The organism is Mycobacterium hippophais (assembly GCF_027529605.1).
Taxonomy (GTDB): Bacteria; Actinomycetota; Actinomycetes; order Mycobacteriales; family Mycobacteriaceae; genus Mycobacterium; species Mycobacterium arseniciresistens.
In genome coordinates this window covers 234,091-249,440 of sequence record NZ_JAPZPY010000002.1, presented here as the reverse complement: position 1 = coordinate 249,440, position 15,350 = coordinate 234,091, and the positions used below count along the sequence as shown (strand labels likewise).

Sequence of the window (15,350 nt, the reverse complement as noted above, 5' to 3'; positions counted from 1 at the left end):
GGCTACAGGCGCCCGTCGATGCGCAGGTCGGGATGCACCCACTCGGGGGAGCGCCGCTGCTTGAACGCCATGAAGCCCTCGATCGACTCGGGTGCGCCCAGGCTGGCCTGCATGCCGATGCGGTCGTACAGGCCGACGTAGTCGTCGATGCTCGACTTGATCACCGAGCGGGCGCCCGGCGCCGTGCGGCAGCACTGCGCGAGCACCTCGCGGGCCGTGTCATGCAGGTCGTCGTGGGGAACCACGCGGGCCACCATGCCCCAGTCCAGCGCCTCGGCGGCGGACAGGGTGCGGCCGGTGAACATCAGGTCGCGGGTGCGGACCGGCCCGATCAGGCGGGCCAGCATGTGGCTGTAGTACGTGTCGGCGATGCCGCGGTACAACTCCGGCACCCGGAACGTCGCCCGCTCGCTCACCACGGCGATGTCCGCGCACAGCGCGATCTGCATCCCGCCGCCCTGACACAACCCGTTGACCGCCGCCACCACCGGCTTGACCGACTGCCGCAGCGTGTCGAACGGCAACGCGTCCATCCCGAGCGCGGACCCGAAGGTCAGCCAGTTGTCCTCGCCGCCACCGCCCATGTCCCCGCCGGGGGCGAACACATCGCCGGTCCCGGTGATCAGCAGCCCGGCCAGGTCCGGGTCGGCGTCGACATGCTTCACGGCGTACTTGATGCCGAAGTACATCGCCGGAGTCATCGCGTTGCGCGCCTCCGGGCGGTCCAGCGTGCAGACGCCGAACGGACCCTCCCTGTCGAAGCGCAGGAACTTCGTTCCCAGCCAGTCACCCTCGGGCGGTCGCGGAGCGTCGGTCACGCCGTCTCCCTTCCTGTTCGTCGTCGATGTCATCCGAACACGGCGCGCAGTCACCTGCGCCCGGCACCAGGGTCGCCAGCGCGCCCGCCACACACGCCCGGCGCAACGCCGTCTCGTGGCCGCGCAGCCAATCCGCGGCCAGCACGCCGGCGAACACGTCGCCGGCCCCGGTGGTGTCGACCGCCCGGACGGCCGGGGCTGGGACGTCGAAGCGTTCCCCGTCGCCGAGATAGCTCGCGCCGCGCGCGCCGCGGGTGATCACCAGATGCGCCACCGGCCAGTGCCAGTCGGCCGCCTCCGCCTCGTTGACCACCACCACGTCGGCCAGTTCGGACAGTGCCAACAACTCGTGGGCCTTCGCGCCGGCCGGTGAGGCGTTGACGATGACGACCGCGCCCGCGTCGCGCCCCATTCGGGCGGCGTCGACGGCGGTCTGGACGGGGATCTCCAACTGCAGCAACAGCACCTCGGCGGCGGCGATGACGTCGCGTACCGCGGCGGATTCGACCCGCAGCGCGGCGTTCGCGCCCGGCGCCACCACGATGCTGTTCTCCGCCGCCGCGTCGACCATGATCACCGCCGACCCGCTGGGTCCCGGCACGGTGACCACCCCGTCGAGGGCGACCCCGTTGCCGCGCAGATGGCTTCGCAGCGACTGCGCAGCGGCGTCGTCACCGAGCGCGGCGACCAGCGCCACCTCGGCGCCGGCCCGCGCGGCGGCCACCGCCTGGTTGGCGCCCTTGCCGCCCGGCGCGCTCGAGGTCGACGACGCCAGCACCGTCTGTCCTGGCCGCGGCAACGCGGAGACCCGGTACGTCACGTCGGCATTGACACTGCCGACCACGCAGACCCGCGTCGTCATAGTCATCTCACGCTAGACCAGCGCCACCGGCTGCGGTCTCTGACACGCGTCGAGCGCCGGGCACAGGTCCGATACGCTGGGCTGATGAGTCTGCAAGCACCGCCGGTTGCCGACTTGCGCCAGCAGGTCCACGATGCCGCCCGACGCGCCAGGGTCGCGGCCCGCGTCCTCGCGACGCTGCCCACCGCGACCAAGGACCGGGCGCTGCACGCTGCGGCCGACGCGGTCCTCGCCCGGGTGCACGACATCCTGGCGGCCAACACGGTCGACCTGGACACCGCTCGGGCAGCCGGCACCCCGGCCGCGATGCTGGACCGGCTCGCCCTCAACCCCCAGCGGGTCGACGGCATCGCCGCCGGACTGCGACAGGTCGCCGGTCTGCCGGACCCGGTGGGCGAGGTGCTGCGCGGACGCACGCTGCCCAACGGCCTGCAGCTGCGCCAGCAGCGGGTGCCGCTCGGTGTCGTCGGCATGGTCTACGAGGGCAGGCCGAACGTCACGGTGGACGCCTTCGGGCTGACGCTGAAATCCGGCAACGCCGTACTGCTGCGCGGCAGTTCGTCGGCGGTGCACTCGAACGAGGCACTCGTGGTGGCGCTGCGCGCCGCCCTGGCCGCCGAGGGGCTGCCCGTCGACGCCGTACAGCTGCTGCCCAGCCACGACCGGGCCAGCGTCACCCACCTCATCCAGGCCCGCGGCCTGGTCGACGTGGTGATCCCGCGCGGGGGAGCGGGACTGATCGACGCGGTGGTGCGCGACGCCAAGGTGCCCACCATCGAGACCGGCGTCGGCAACTGCCACGTGTACGTCCACGAGGCCGCGGACCTCGACGTCGCCGAACGGATCGTGCTCAACGCCAAGACCCGTCGGCCCAGCGTCTGCAACGCCGCCGAGTCCCTGCTCGTCGACGCGTCGATCGCCGAACACGCGGTGCCCCGCCTCGCCGGTGCGCTGCAGGCCGCCGGGGTGACCGTGCACGGCGACCCGACCGAAGACGAGCTGCGGGCCGAGTTCCTCTCGCTGGACATCGCACTGTCGGTGGTCGACGGCCTCGACGCGGCCATCGCGCACATCAACGAGTACGGCACCGGTCACACCGAGGCCATCGTCACCACGGATCTGGCTGCCGCTCAGCGGTTCACCGAGCAGGTCGATGCGGCGGCGGTGATGGTCAACGCGTCCACCTCGTTCACCGACGGTGAGCAGTTCGGCTTCGGCGCCGAGATCGGCATCTCGACCCAGAAGCTGCACGCTCGCGGGCCGATGGGGCTGCCCGAACTGACCTCGACCAAATGGATCGTCTGGGGAGACGGTCAGACCCGCCCCGCCTGACTTCAGAGTTCCTAGGAGATTGACCTGTGAGCGTTCCCGCACGCCCCGCGCCGCTGTTCGCCGACATCGACGACGTCGCCGCCAAGCTCGCCGAGACGGGCTACCTGCCCGACACCGCAACGGCCACGGCAGTTTTCCTCGCCGACCGGCTCGGCAAGCCGCTCCTGGTGGAGGGGCCCGCCGGCGTCGGCAAGACCGAACTGGCCCGCGCGGTGGCGCAGTGCACCGGCTCGGAGCTGGTCCGGCTGCAGTGCTACGAGGGCGTCGACGAGGCCAGGGCGCTCTACGAGTGGAACCACGCCAAGCAGATCCTGCGCATCCAGGCGGGCAACGCGGCCGATGCCGGCGACTGGGACCAGACCAAGATGGACGTCTTCTCCGAGGAGTTCCTGCTGTCGCGCCCGCTGCTGACGGCGATCCGGCGCACCGACCCGACGGTGCTGCTCATCGACGAGACCGACAAGGCCGACATCGAGATCGAGGGCCTGCTACTCGAGGTGCTCAGCGACTTCGCCGTCACGGTGCCTGAACTCGGCACCATCAAGGCTGAACGCGCACCCTTCGTGCTGCTCACCTCCAACGCCACCCGCGAACTGTCCGAGGCGCTCAAACGGCGCTGCCTGTTCCTGCACATCGACTTCCCCGACCCCGATCTCGAGCGACGGATCCTGCTCTCGCGGGTGCCCGACCTGCCCGAGCACATCGCGTCGGAACTCGTCCGCATCATCGGGGTGCTGCGCGGCATGCAGCTCAAGAAGGTGCCGTCGGTGGCCGAGACCATCGACTGGGGCCGTACCGTGCTGGCGCTGGGCATGGACACCATCGACGACTCGATGATCGCCGCCACCCTGGGTGTGATCCTCAAACACCAGTCCGACCAGCAACGCGCCGCAGGAGAGCTGAGGCTCAACTGATGCCTCCGCGCCGCGTCCGACCTCCGCAGCCGCTGGCTCCGCACGGCCTGCCGGGTCACCTCGTCGAGTTCGTCGAAGCGCTTCGCGGCTTGGGCATCTCGGTCGGCCCGTCGGAGACCGTCGACGCCGGCCGGGTGATGACGGTGCTCGGACTCGGCGACCGCGAGGTGCTGCGCGAAGGCATCGCGTGCGCGGTGCTGCGCAGACCCGACCACCGCGACACCTACGACGCGATGTTCGACCTCTTCTTCCCCGCCGCGCTCGGCGCGAAGACCGTGCTGGAGGACGAGGACGGCGAGAGCGACGACGAGCAGGGACTGCCGCCCGAGGACATCGAGGCGATGCGCGACGCGCTGGTGAAGATGCTGGCCGACAACCCCGACCTGGCCAACCTCGACGAGCGGCTGACCGCGATGATCGCGCAGATCGTCGAGGCCTACGGCCGCTACAACTCCAGCCGCGGACCGTCCTACTCGTCCTATCAGGCGCTCAAGGCGATGAGTCTGGACGACCTGGAGGGCCGGCTGCTGGCCGGACTGCTGGCACCCTACGGCGACGAGCCGTCACCGACCCAGGAGCAGATCGCCAAGGCGCTTGCGGCGCAACGTATCTCGCAGCTGCGCAAGATGGTGGAGTCGGAGACCAAGCGCCGCACCGCCGAGCAGCTCGGTCGCGAGCACGTGCAGATGTACGGCGTGCCGCAGCTGGCGGAGAACGTCGAGTTCCTGCGCGCCTCCGGGGAACAGCTGCGCCAGATGCGCCGGGTGGTGGCGCCGCTGGCCCGCACCCTCGCGACGCGGCTTGCCGCGCGGCGGCGCCGGTCACGGGCCGGCGAGATCGACATGCGCAAGACGCTGCGCAAGTCGATGTCGACCGGCGGGGTGCCGATCGACGTGGTGCTCAAGAAGCCGCACCCCGCGCGACCGGAACTGGTGGTGCTGTGCGACGTGTCCGGCTCGGTGGCCGGGTTCAGCCACTTCACCCTGATGCTGGTGCACGCGCTGCGCCAGCAGTTCTCCCGGGTGCGGGTGTTCGCCTTCAACGACACCACCGACGAGGTCACCACGCTGTTCGGGCCGGACGCCGACCTGGCGGTCGCGGTGCAGCGCATCACCCGCGAAGCGGGCGTCTACACCCGCGACGGCCACTCCGACTACGGCAACGCGTTCTCGTCGTTCCTGCACGGCTTCCCGAACGTGCTGAGCCCGCGCAGTTCGCTGCTCGTGCTCGGCGACGCCCGCAACAACTACCGCAACCCCGAGATCGACCTGCTCACCCAGATGGTCACCGCGAGCAGGCACGCGCACTGGCTCAACCCCGAACCGCGCCACCTGTGGGGCAGCGGCGACTCGGCGGTGCCGCGCTACGAAGAGGTCATCACGATGCACGAGTGCCGGTCGGCCAAACAGCTCGCCGGTGTGATCGACGCGCTGCTGCCGATCTGATCCGCAGGTAACGCTCCCGTAAGCTCGCTTTTCGTGGCAACTCGGCGCAGGCTCGGCGTGATGGGCGGGACGTTCGATCCCATCCACAACGGCCACCTGATCGCTGGCAGCGAAGTCGCCGACCTGTTCGATCTCGACGAGGTGGTGTTCGTGCCGACCGGCCAGCCCTGGCAGAAGCACAACCGCCAGGTGACCGCCGCCGAGGACCGCTACCTGATGACCGTCATCGCCACCGCGTCGAACCCACGGTTCTCGGTGAGCCGCGTCGACATCGACCGCGGCGGGGCCACCTACACCAAGGACACCCTGCGCGACCTGCGCGCACAGAACCCGGACGCCGACCTGTACTTCATCACCGGCGCCGACGCGCTGGCCTCCATCCTGTCGTGGCAGAACTGGGAGGAGATGTTCTCGATCGCCCGGTTCGTCGGCGTCAGCAGGCCGGGTTACGAGCTGGACGGCAAGCACATCGCTGCGGCGATGCGCGAGCTGCCCGCCGACGCGCTGACCCTTGTCGAGGTGCCCGCGCTGGCGATCTCGTCGAGCGACTGCCGGCTGCGGGCGAAGGAGGAACGGCCGATCTGGTACCTCGTACCCGACGGTGTGGTGCAGTACGTGGCCAAGCGCGGGCTCTACACCGCGCCGGCCGACACAGAGGGAGACAACCGATGAGCGCAACCGACGAGGCGATCGAGATGGCCACCGTCGCGGCGCGGGCCGCCGCCGACAAGCTCGCCGACGACGTGGTGGTCATAGACGTGTCGGGCCAGCTCGTCATCACCGACTGCTTCGTCATCGCGTCGGCGTCCAACGAACGCCAGGTCAATGCGATCGTCGACGAGGTGGAGGAGAAGATGCGGCTCGCCGGCCACAAACCGGCCCGGCGGGAGGGCACCCGCGAGGGTCGCTGGACGCTGCTGGACTACGTCGACATCGTCGTGCACATCCAGCACCAGGACGAGCGGAACTTCTACGCACTCGACCGGCTGTGGCGGGACTGCCCGACGGTGCCCGTCGATCTGGACGGGTCGCCGTGACCGTCCGGCGGCTGGTGATGCTGCGCCACGGCCAGACCGAGTACAACGCGGGCAGCCGGATGCAGGGCCAGCTGGACACCGACCTGACCGACCTCGGCCGCGACCAGGCCGTCGCGGCGGCCGAGGTGCTGGCCAAGCGGCAGCCGCTGCTGATCCTGTCCTCGGATCTGCGACGCGCCCTGGACACCGCGACGGTGCTCGGCGAGCGTTCCGGCGTTCCGGTGGGTGTCGACGCGCGGCTGCGTGAGACCCACCTGGGTGACTGGCAGGGCCTGACGCACCTTGACGTGGACGCCGCGGCGCCGGGCGCCCGGCTGGCATGGCGCGACGACGCGCGGTGGGCGCCGCACGGCGGTGAGAGCCGCGTCGACGTCGCCGCGCGCAGCATGCCGCTGGTCGACGAGATCATCGCCGCGCAACCGGACTGGGGCTCCGACCGCGACGGGGCGGACGCCGACCGGCCGGTGGTGCTGGTCGCGCACGGCGGTCTGATCGCCGCCCTCACTGCGGCGCTGCTCGCGCTGCCGGTCGACAACTGGCCGGTGCTCGGCGGCATGGGCAACGCCAGCTGGGTCCAGCTGTCCGGGCATTCCCGGCCCGACGCCGAGGCCGTGCGGTGGCGGCTCGACGTGTGGAACGCCTCGGCGCAGGTGGCCAATGACGTCCTCTGAGTGCAGCGGGCCGCCGGACCGGACGCTGCTCGTGTTCGCGGACTCGCTGGCCTACTACGGCCCGACCGGCGGGCTGCCCGCCGACGATCCTCGGATCTGGCCCAATCTGGTTGCCTCGCAATTGGGTTGGGAGCTCGAACTGATCGGCCGGATCGGCTGGACGTGTCGCGACGTGTGGTGGGCGGCCACTCAGGACCCGCGATCATGGGCGGCGCTGCCCCGGGCCGGAGCGGTGATCTTCGCGACCGGCGGCATGGACTCGCTGCCCTCGCCGCTGCCCACGGCGCTGCGCGAACTGATCCGCTACGTCCGCCCGCCGTGGTTGCGGCGCTGGGTGCGCGACGGCTACGGCTGGGTGCAGCCCCGGTTCTCCCCGGTCGCCCGCGCCGCCCTGCCCCCGCACCTGAGCGTCGAATATCTCGAGATGACCCGCGGGGCCATCGACTTCAACAGGCCAGGCATCCCGGTGGTGGCATCGTTGCCGTCGGTGCACATCGCCGACTCCTACGGCAGGGCGCACCACGGCCGGGCCGGCACGGTGCGTGCGCTGACCGAGTGGGCGCAGGAACACGACGTCCCACTCGTCGATCTCAAGGCGGCGGTGGGCGACGAGGTGATGAGCGGTCGCGGGAACCCCGACGGCATCCACTGGAATTTCGAGGCACATCAGGCGGTGGCCGAGCTGATGCTCAAGGCGCTGGCCGAAGCCGGTGCCGGCGAACCGGATCCGGCGGGCTGACGATGCCGGTCATCGTGGTCACCGACTCGTCGTCGCGGCTGGCGCCCGACGACCTCAAGCAGTACGACATCCGGCAGGTGCCGCTGCACGTGCTCGTCGACGGCGTCGATCTGCGCGACGGCGTCGACCCGGTGCCCTACGACATCCACGACCACGCCCACGCGACGACGGCCGGCGCGACACCCGCCGAGCTCGTCGACACCTACCGGCAGGCGTTGCACGACAGCGGCGGGGACGGCGTTGTGGCGGTGCACATCTCGGCGGCGCTGTCGAGCACGGTCGGCTCCGCAGTGCAGGCGGCGCGGGAGTTCGGACCCGCCGTGCGGGTGGTGAACTCCCGGTCGGCGGCCATGGGTGTCGGCTTCGTCGCCCTCGCGGCGGCGCGGGCGGCGGCGACCGGTGCAGACCTGGACGCGGTCGAGGCGGCGGCCAGGGCGGCGATGCCGCGGGGGCACGCGTTCATCGTCGTGCACCGGCTGGACAACCTGCGGCGCAGCGGCCGGATCGGCACCACCGCATCGTGGCTGGGCACCGCGCTGGCGCTCAAACCGTTGCTGTGCCTCGACGTCGACGGCCGCCTGGTGCTGTCCCAGCGGATCCGCACGGTGTCCAAGGCGCACGCGGCGATGGTCGACCAGATCGCCGAGTTGATCGGTGACCGGCGGGCGGCCGTCACCGTGCACCACGTCGACAACCACGACGCCGCCGACCAGATCGGGGCGGCGCTCACCAGCCGGCTGCCCCAGGTCGAGTCCCTGACGGTGACCGACATGGGCCCGGTGCTGTCGATCCACCTCGGCGGTGGCGCCGTCGGTGTGGTCGTCCAGATCAGCGAGTGACCCGCGGCGCCGATCAGAGCTGCGCGCGGCCCGTGACCGGTGGCAGGTCCTTGAGTGTCACGATGCCGGGGCGCGCGGCCACCACGGCGGGCACCGCGTTGGTGACCGGCATCGCCGTGTAGATCATGCCGAGCCCCATGAAGCCCGGCTCGGTCCAGTCCCTCGGCGGCAGGCAGTGCAGCACGGTGCGCATGTTGGGCAGCCCGAACACCTGGATGACGTGGCCGTGCTCGAGCGGCTTCGGCGGTGTGACATGCGAACCCATGGTCCAGTTGAACCCGACACTCACCACGTTGCGATCGCCGACCCAGCCGCGGTGGTAGCCGTACACGCCGCCGACGGTGCCCGCCGGGATCTGCATGAAGCCCAGATCGCTGTCGCCGGTGGCGGCGGTGAACTCGACGTCGAACGTCATCCGGTCCACGGTCGCGCCGATCGCGTCGGCCATCATCGCCGCCGATTCGGCGAACACCTCGCTCTCGCGGCGCACGCTCTCGGCGAGGCCGGGGGTGTCGGGGTCCCGGCCGAACCCCATCGCCGACTGCGTGCCCGCGGATTCGTAGGTCGAGCAGTCGACGGACTCGGTGATGCGGATCTCGTCGACGCGTTCGCACGACCCGGACAGCACCATGCCGACCATGTTGGTCATGCCGGGGTGTGCGCCGCTGCCGAAGATCGTCGATTCGCCTGTCTCGCAGGCTTTCCGGATCCGGTCCAGGTCCTCGGGTGTCTGCTTGCCGCCGGTGATCCACGCCGCGGTCGAGCACACGTTCACACCGGCCTCCAGTAGCCGGACCAGCTCGTCGACGCTGGGCCACAACGGGTTGTAACAGCACGCGTCGGGCCTCAGCGCGATCAGCGCGTCGATGTCGTCGGTCGCCGTGACGCCGGTCGGCTCCGGCCACCCCGACAGCTCGGCCGCGTCGACGCCGACCTTGTCCGCGCCGTGTGCGTACACCCCGACCAGTTCCATGTCGCTGCGGCCGATGATGGCGTGCAGGGACCGCCGCCCGATGTTGCCCGTCGTCCACTGGATCACGCGCAGTGGCCGGTTCGCCGCCGGTGCGGTCATCTGGTGCCTCCTCGTCGAGTCATGTGGGTAGACACTATTCGCCCGGTGTGCACGGTCGGCAGGGAGTTGTCCACAGTCGTGCGTTCATCCCCAGCGGCGGCTCCGACGCCTCCGTGGCGGCCGTCGCAGTCGGCTCCCGGACCTACGGTCGGCGCATGCCCACCGAATTGCAGTCCGACAGGCCGGCCCGCCGTCCCGGCGCCGGCGCGGACGACGCCGTGCCCGTCGACGGCGATGCCGACCGGCCCACCGGCGACCGGTCCGACACCGCGCTGTCGCGGTGGCTGCCGGAAGACCTGTCGGACAACGGCTCCCGAGGTGCGTCGGCACGGGGATGGCTGGCGACGGTGCGGGCCGATCCCGGCCGGGCGGGCGTGGCGGCGCTCGCCCTCGTCGGGGTGGTCGCCGTGCTGGTGACCGTGTTCACCGTGATCCGCGACAAGCCGCCGCCGGTGGCCGCGGCGAAACTGCCGCCGGTCGCGGCGGTCTCCTCCGCCGGTCCGCAGGCACCGCCCGTCGACGACGGGCCGGTGGTGGTCAGCGTCGTCGGCCTCGTGCACAAGCCGGGCCTGGTCACCCTCGCTGCGGGCGCGCGTATCGCCGACGCCCTCGAAGGTGCGGGCGGCGCGCTGGACGGTGCGGACCTCGTCGGGCTGAACCTCGCGCGACGTGTCACCGACGGCGAGCAGATCATCGTCGGCATCGCGGCGCCGCCGGGCCGGCCGACCACGATGGGCAGTTCGGTGAGCGACGCGACTCCCGCCGCGCCGCCGGGGGCCCCGCCGCGAGATCCGGGCTCCGCACCGCCGGAAGCGGTGGACCTCAACACCGCGACGGCCGAACAGCTCGACGCGCTGCCCGGCGTCGGACCGGTGACCGCGGCGGCGATCATCGCGTGGCGCGACGCCAACGGACGGTTCACCAGTGTCGACCAGCTCGGCGACGTCGACGGCATCGGTCCGGCGCGGCTGGACAAGCTGCGCGACCTGGTCCGGATCTGATCCGCGGGTGGACAGCGACCGCCCGCTCGACCTGCGGCTGGTGCCTGCCGCGGCGACCGGCTGGGCGGTCACCGCCACCACCACGCTGTGGCATGCCGGGGCGGCGGTACTGGTGACACTCGTCGCGCTCGCCCTCACCGCCGCCGCGGCCTGGTGGGCCGGCGGCCGCGGCGACCTCGGTGAGGCCCTACGGACTGCCGGGGCGGGTCTGGCGGCGGTCGCTGCGGTGGGCGCCGCGTTCACCGTCGCCGCGGCGGTGCGCACGCACCAGGTCGACGACCACCCCGTCGCCGCCCTGTACGGCCGGACCGCCAGCGTCACGGTCACCCCTGCGGAGAGCCCGCGCTCGCTGGGCGGCGGCCGGCTGATGTTCCGCGGCACGCTGCAGGCGGTCGACGGCCGGCCGTCGTCGGGCAGGGTCGTCGCGTTCGCGTCGGTGTCCGGGTTCGCCGATCTGACCGCCGGCCGGCCGGCGACCTTCCGGGCGCGCGTCGGCGCACCCGACCGCCGCGATCTCACGGTCGCGGTGCTGTCGGCGACCGGCGAGCCGACGCTCGGTGAGGCGTCGGCCGTGCAGCGGGCCGCCCACGGCATCCGGACCGGATTCGCCGCCCAGGCGCGCAGGGTGCTGCCGCCGGACCAGGCGGCGATGCTGCCCGCGCTGGTGCTCGGCGACACGTCGGCCGTCACGGCGTCGACCACGGCGGACTTCCGCGCCGCGGGCCTGACCCACCTCACCGCCGTCTCCGGCGCCAACGTGACCATCGTCTGCGGGGCGGTGCTGTTCAGCGCGGGTGTCCTGGGTCCGCGGACGGCGGTGCTGCTCGCGGCGCTGGTGCTGCTGGCGTTCGTGGTGGTCGTGCAGCCGTCGGCCAGCGTGCTGCGCGCGGCGGTAATGGGTGCGATCACGCTGCTGGCGGTGGTGTCACACCGCAGAAGGCACGCCGTGCCTGCGTTGGCGGGCAGTGTCGTCGCCCTGCTCATCGGCGCCCCCGAGCTGGCCGTCGACGTCGGGTTCGCGCTGTCGGTGTCGGCGACCGCGGCGCTGATCGTGCTGGCGCCGGTGTGGTCGCGACGCCTGGTGGCGCGGGGCTGGCCGAAACCGCTGGCCGACGCGACCAGTGTCGCGGTCGCCGCACAGCTGGTGACGGCGCCACTGGTGGCCGGCATCTCGGGGACGTTGAGCATGGTCTCGATCGCCGCGAATCTCGTTGTCGCCGCGGTGATCCCACCGATCACGGTGCTCGGCACCGCCGCGGCGGCGCTGTGCCCGCTGTGGCCGGCGGGCGGGCAGCTGCTGATCCGGTTCACCGGCCCCGAACTGTGGTGGCTGCTGAACGTGGCGCGCTGCGCCGCTGGTGTCCCGGGCGCCGCCGTCACGGTGCCGTCGGGGTTGCCCGGTGTGGGCGTGGTGGCCTTCGGCGGACTGGCGCTGGTGATCTGCTGGCGGCTGCGGTGGGTGCGCGTCGCCTGCGCAGGCGCGGCCGTGTGCCTGCTCGCGTGGACGCTGGCGGGCCACGCCGCGGTTGATGTCCGGACGGCGTGAAACGATCGGGGGGTGAGTCGAGAAGTCGGTGGACTGCACCTGGTGCTCGGTGACGAGGAGCTGCTGGTCGAACGCGCGGTCGCCGGTGTGCTGCGCGACGTGCGCAATCAGGCGGGTACCGACGACGTGCCCGTCGACCGGCTGCGCGCGGGCGAGGTCAGCACCAGCGAACTGGCCGAACTGCTCAGCCCGTCGCTGTTCGCCGACGCGCGGGTGGTGGTGCTCGAGGCCGCGGCGGAGGCGGGCAAGGACGCGGTCGCGCTGATCGGCTCCGTGGCCGCGGACCTGCCGCCGGGCACCGTGCTCGTGGTGGTGCACGCCGGTGGTGGGCGGGCCAAGGCACTGGCCGATCAGCTCAAGAAGCTCGGCGCCGAGGTGTATCCGTGCGCCCGCATCACCAAGGCCGCCGAACGCGCCGACTTCGTCCGCCGCGAGTTCCGCGCGCTCAAGATCAAGGTGGGCGACGACACGGTCACGGCGATGCTCGACGCGGTCGGCTCCGACATCCGCGAGCTGGCGGCGGCGTGTTCTCAGCTGGTGGCCGACACCGCCGGGGAAGTGGACGCCGTCGCGGTGCGCCGGTACCACTCGGGCAAGGCCGAGGTGAAGGGCTTCGACATCGCCGACAAGGCGGTCACCGGCGATGTCGCCGGGGCGGCCGAAGCGCTGCGGTGGGCGATGCTGCGGGGGGAGCCGCAGGTGGTGCTGGCCGACGCGCTGGCCGAAGCGGTGCACGCGATCGCCAGGGTGGGTCCGCTGACGGGGGATCCGTACCGGTTGGCCGGCGAGCTCGGCATGCCGCCGTGGCGGGTGCAGAAGGCGCAGAAGCAGGCCCGGCGGTGGTCGCGCGCGTCAGTGGCCGAGGCGATGCGCCTGGTGGCCACGCTCAATGCGGATGTGAAGGGAGCGGCCGCGGATCCCGAGTACGCGCTGGAAGCGGCGGTGCGCCGGGTGGCCGAACTGGTGGCCGACTGACCTGCGGCCGGGCGGGCTCAGAGCTTGTTGAGCGCCAGGGCCAGCGCAGACTTCTTGTTGGCGGCCTGGTTCTTGTGGATGACGCCCTTGCTGGCGGCCTGGTCGAGCTTGCGGCTGGTGGTCTGCAGCAACTCGGCGGCCTTGTCCTTCTCGCCGGCGTCGACGGCCTCGCGGAAGCCGCGGACAGACGTGCGCAGCGCGGACTTCACCGACTGGTTGCGCAGACGGCGGCGCTCGTTGGTGAGGATGCGCTTTTGCTGCGACTTGATGTTGGCCACGCGGTAATTCCTTCGTAAGTCTCGGGTGATTCGGAACAGTTCGACAGAAGTCTCGGCGCCGGCCCGCGTCGGCGGGCAGCGACTGCTCAGGGTACCAGCGGGCGGGTCGATCGACCAAAGCGAGCCGCACTGGCCTGCCGAAACGGCCGGAGTCATGCAACATGGCGGGGTGAGCCTCCGCACCCTGCCCACCGAGTCCGCCCGTTCGTCGCGCAGCACCACCCGGGCGGCCAGACGGCACGAGGGCATCTTCGGCGGCTACAACAAGCTGGGCGGCTACGACCAGGCCTTCGACGAGATGTTCGACAACCAGGGCAACGTGCGAGGACCCTACAAGGGGATCTTTGCCGAGTTGGCCCCGTCCGACGCTTCCGAGCTCGAGGGACGGGCCGAAGCGCTCGCACGCGCGTTCTTCGACCAGGGCGTCACCTTCTCGCTGTCGGGGCAGGAGCGGCCGTTCCCCCTCGACCTCGTGCCCCGGGTGATCTCGGCCGCCGAGTGGACGCGGCTGGAGCGCGGGATCACCCAGCGGGTGCGGGCGATGGAGATGTACCTCGACGACATCTACGGCGAGCAGGAGATCCTGCGCGACGGCGTCATTCCCCGCCGCCTCGTGACGTCATGCGAGCACTTCCATCGCGAAGCCGTCGGCATCCACCCCCCGAACGGGGTGCGCATCCACGTCGCCGGCATCGACCTGATTCGCGACGCGCAGGGCAACTTCCGCGTGCTCGAGGACAACCTGCGTTCGCCGTCCGGGGTGTCCTATGTGATGGAGAACCGCCGAACGATGGCGCGGGTGTTTCCGAACCTGTTCGCCACCAACAGGGTTCGCGCTGTCGGCGATTATTCGTCGCACCTGCTGCGGGCTCTGCGCAACGCCGCTGCCAACAACGTCGCGGATCCGACGGTGGTGGTGCTGACCCCTGGGGTCTACAACTCCGCGTACTTCGAACACTCGCTGCTGGCCCGGCAGATGGGCGTCGAACTCGTCGAGGGCCGCGACCTGTTCTGCCGGGACAACACCGTCTACATGCGCACCACCGAGGGGGAGCGGCAGGTCGACGTGATCTACAGGCGCATCGACGACGCCTATCTGGACCCGATGCAGTTCCGGCCGGACTCGGTGCTCGGCGTCGCGGGAGTGCTCAACGCCGCGCGGGCGGGCAACGTGGTGATCTCCAGTGCCGTCGGTAACGGAGTGGGTGACGACAAGCTGGTGTATACCTACGTGCCGACGATCATCGAGTACTACCTCGGGGAGAAGCCGCTGCTGGCCAACGTCGACACGTTCCGCTGCTGGCTCGAGGAGGAGCGCGAGGAGGTCCTCGACCGGGTCGACGAACTGGTGATCAAACCGGTGGAGGGGTCCGGCGGCTACGGCATCGTGTTCGGTCCCGACGCTTCGGCCAAGGAACTGGCCACGATCTGCAAGAAGATCCGCAGCGACCCGCGCGGGTGGATCGCCCAGCCTGTGATGCAGCTCTCGACGGTGCCCACGCAGATCGACAGCAAGCTCGCGCCGCGGCACGTGGATCTGCGGCCGTTCGCGGTCAACGACGGCGACGACGTGTGGGTGCTGCCCGGCGGGCTGACCCGGGTGGCACTGCCGGAGGGGTCGCTGGTGGTCAACTCCAGCCAGGGCGGCGGCTCGAAGGACACCTGGGTGCTGGCCTCGCGGACGTCGGCCGCCGAGCGTGAACTCGCGGCTGCCGAGGTGGTGCGGTCGCTGCCGAAGTCGGCGAAGGGGCCGCAGACCGAACGCAACGGGGACAGCCAGACACAAGACCAGCAGCAGCAACAGCAACAGTAAGGGGATAG

General features: G+C 71.3%; 16 protein-coding genes. 12 read left to right on the top strand and 4 right to left on the bottom strand.

The window, feature by feature from the left end; all coding sequences use genetic code 11:
- Positions 1 to 2: 2 nt before the first annotated feature.
- Positions 3 to 851, bottom strand: coding sequence for an enoyl-CoA hydratase/isomerase family protein (locus O6P37_RS06820; RefSeq protein ID WP_269893349.1), 849 nt, complete (start codon positions 849 to 851; stop codon positions 3 to 5).
- On the bottom strand, positions 787 to 1,680 hold the full coding sequence (locus O6P37_RS06815; RefSeq protein ID WP_269893348.1) for a ribokinase: 894 nt from the start codon (positions 1,678 to 1,680) through the stop codon (positions 787 to 789). Before O6P37_RS06815 ends, O6P37_RS06820 begins: the two co-directional genes overlap by 65 nt.
- 84 nt (positions 1,681 to 1,764) lie before the next feature.
- On the opposite strand from O6P37_RS06815, the gene O6P37_RS06810 reads away from it, so the two are divergent.
- The 8 genes from O6P37_RS06810 to O6P37_RS06775 are packed head-to-tail and all read left to right on the top strand — an operon-like array spanning position 1,765 to position 8,657.
- Positions 1,765 to 3,012, top strand: a complete 1,248-nt coding sequence (locus O6P37_RS06810; RefSeq protein WP_269893347.1) for a glutamate-5-semialdehyde dehydrogenase — start codon at positions 1,765 to 1,767, stop codon at positions 3,010 to 3,012.
- Between the two features lie 26 nt (positions 3,013 to 3,038).
- Complete coding sequence (locus tag O6P37_RS06805; RefSeq protein WP_269893346.1) at positions 3,039 to 3,926, top strand: AAA family ATPase; 888 nt, start codon at positions 3,039 to 3,041, stop codon at positions 3,924 to 3,926.
- The gene (locus O6P37_RS06800) at positions 3,926 to 5,371 is read left to right on the top strand and encodes a vWA domain-containing protein (RefSeq protein WP_269893345.1); all 1,446 of its coding nucleotides are present in this window, start codon (positions 3,926 to 3,928) and stop codon (positions 5,369 to 5,371) included. Before O6P37_RS06805 ends, O6P37_RS06800 begins: the two co-directional genes overlap by 1 nt.
- A gap of 33 nt (positions 5,372 to 5,404) precedes the next feature.
- The gene (gene nadD / locus O6P37_RS06795; RefSeq protein ID WP_269893344.1) at positions 5,405 to 6,043 is read left to right on the top strand and encodes a nicotinate-nucleotide adenylyltransferase; all 639 of its coding nucleotides are present in this window, start codon (positions 5,405 to 5,407) and stop codon (positions 6,041 to 6,043) included.
- The gene (gene rsfS / locus O6P37_RS06790; protein ID WP_264015379.1) at positions 6,040 to 6,408 is read left to right on the top strand and encodes a ribosome silencing factor; all 369 of its coding nucleotides are present in this window, start codon (positions 6,040 to 6,042) and stop codon (positions 6,406 to 6,408) included. The genes nadD and rsfS overlap by 4 nt, the downstream gene beginning before the upstream one ends.
- Positions 6,405 to 7,079: a glucosyl-3-phosphoglycerate phosphatase gene (gpgP, locus tag O6P37_RS06785; RefSeq protein WP_269893343.1), complete on the top strand. Its 675-nt coding sequence runs from the start codon at positions 6,405 to 6,407 to the stop codon at positions 7,077 to 7,079. The genes rsfS and gpgP overlap by 4 nt, the downstream gene beginning before the upstream one ends.
- Positions 7,066 to 7,818, top strand: coding sequence for a diglucosylglycerate octanoyltransferase (octT, locus tag O6P37_RS06780; RefSeq protein WP_269893342.1), 753 nt, complete (start codon positions 7,066 to 7,068; stop codon positions 7,816 to 7,818). The genes gpgP and octT overlap by 14 nt, the downstream gene beginning before the upstream one ends.
- A gap of 2 nt (positions 7,819 to 7,820) precedes the next feature.
- On the top strand, positions 7,821 to 8,657 hold the full coding sequence (locus O6P37_RS06775) for a DegV family protein (protein WP_269893341.1): 837 nt from the start codon (positions 7,821 to 7,823) through the stop codon (positions 8,655 to 8,657).
- 13 nt (positions 8,658 to 8,670) lie between these two features.
- Here the strand turns inward: O6P37_RS06775 and O6P37_RS06770 are convergent, their stop codons facing one another.
- Entirely contained in the window at positions 8,671 to 9,729 is a 1,059-nt protein-coding gene (locus O6P37_RS06770; RefSeq protein WP_269893340.1) for an NAD(P)H-dependent amine dehydrogenase family protein, read from the bottom strand.
- Between the two features lie 155 nt (positions 9,730 to 9,884).
- Here O6P37_RS06770 and O6P37_RS06765 point away from each other — a divergent pair, with 155 nt between their 5' ends.
- Genes O6P37_RS06765 through holA form a run of 3 tightly spaced genes read left to right on the top strand, consistent with a single transcriptional unit; the run spans position 9,885 to position 13,251 of the window.
- Positions 9,885 to 10,730, top strand: coding sequence for a ComEA family DNA-binding protein (locus tag O6P37_RS06765; protein ID WP_269893339.1), 846 nt, complete (start codon positions 9,885 to 9,887; stop codon positions 10,728 to 10,730).
- Positions 10,731 to 10,737: 7 nt separating this feature from the next.
- Positions 10,738 to 12,276, top strand: a complete 1,539-nt coding sequence (locus tag O6P37_RS06760; protein WP_269893338.1) for a ComEC/Rec2 family competence protein — start codon at positions 10,738 to 10,740, stop codon at positions 12,274 to 12,276.
- Between the two features lie 12 nt (positions 12,277 to 12,288).
- Positions 12,289 to 13,251, top strand: coding sequence for a DNA polymerase III subunit delta (holA, locus tag O6P37_RS06755; RefSeq protein WP_269893337.1), 963 nt, complete (start codon positions 12,289 to 12,291; stop codon positions 13,249 to 13,251).
- A 17-nt stretch (positions 13,252 to 13,268) separates the two neighbouring features.
- Here the strand turns inward: holA and rpsT are convergent, their stop codons facing one another.
- Positions 13,269 to 13,529, bottom strand: coding sequence for a 30S ribosomal protein S20 (rpsT, locus tag O6P37_RS06750; protein ID WP_264015371.1), 261 nt, complete (start codon positions 13,527 to 13,529; stop codon positions 13,269 to 13,271).
- A 154-nt stretch (positions 13,530 to 13,683) separates the two neighbouring features.
- Between rpsT and O6P37_RS06745 the strand changes: the two genes are divergently transcribed.
- On the top strand, positions 13,684 to 15,342 hold the full coding sequence (locus tag O6P37_RS06745; RefSeq protein WP_269893336.1) for a circularly permuted type 2 ATP-grasp protein: 1,659 nt from the start codon (positions 13,684 to 13,686) through the stop codon (positions 15,340 to 15,342).
- The last annotated feature ends 8 nt before the right edge of the window (positions 15,343 to 15,350 follow it).

What these genes read in the sequence shown, in the direction of transcription:
- O6P37_RS06820 (WP_269893349.1), bottom strand. Translation starts at nt 851, where the DNA reads ATGACATCGACGACGAACAGGAAGGGAGACGGCGTGACCGACGCTCCG.
- O6P37_RS06815 (WP_269893348.1), bottom strand. Translation starts at nt 1,680, where the DNA reads ATGACGACGCGGGTCTGCGTGGTCGGCAGTGTCAATGCCGACGTGACG.
- O6P37_RS06810 (WP_269893347.1), top strand. Translation starts at nt 1,765, where the DNA reads ATGAGTCTGCAAGCACCGCCGGTTGCCGACTTGCGCCAGCAGGTCCAC.
- O6P37_RS06800 (WP_269893345.1), top strand. Translation starts at nt 3,926, where the DNA reads ATGCCTCCGCGCCGCGTCCGACCTCCGCAGCCGCTGGCTCCGCACGGC.
- rsfS (WP_264015379.1), top strand. Translation starts at nt 6,040, where the DNA reads ATGAGCGCAACCGACGAGGCGATCGAGATGGCCACCGTCGCGGCGCGG.
- octT (WP_269893342.1), top strand. Translation starts at nt 7,066, where the DNA reads ATGACGTCCTCTGAGTGCAGCGGGCCGCCGGACCGGACGCTGCTCGTG.
- O6P37_RS06775 (WP_269893341.1), top strand. Translation starts at nt 7,821, where the DNA reads ATGCCGGTCATCGTGGTCACCGACTCGTCGTCGCGGCTGGCGCCCGAC.
- O6P37_RS06770 (WP_269893340.1), bottom strand. Translation starts at nt 9,729, where the DNA reads ATGACCGCACCGGCGGCGAACCGGCCACTGCGCGTGATCCAGTGGACG.
- O6P37_RS06765 (WP_269893339.1), top strand. Translation starts at nt 9,885, where the DNA reads ATGCCCACCGAATTGCAGTCCGACAGGCCGGCCCGCCGTCCCGGCGCC.
- O6P37_RS06745 (WP_269893336.1), top strand. Translation starts at nt 13,684, where the DNA reads ATGCAACATGGCGGGGTGAGCCTCCGCACCCTGCCCACCGAGTCCGCC.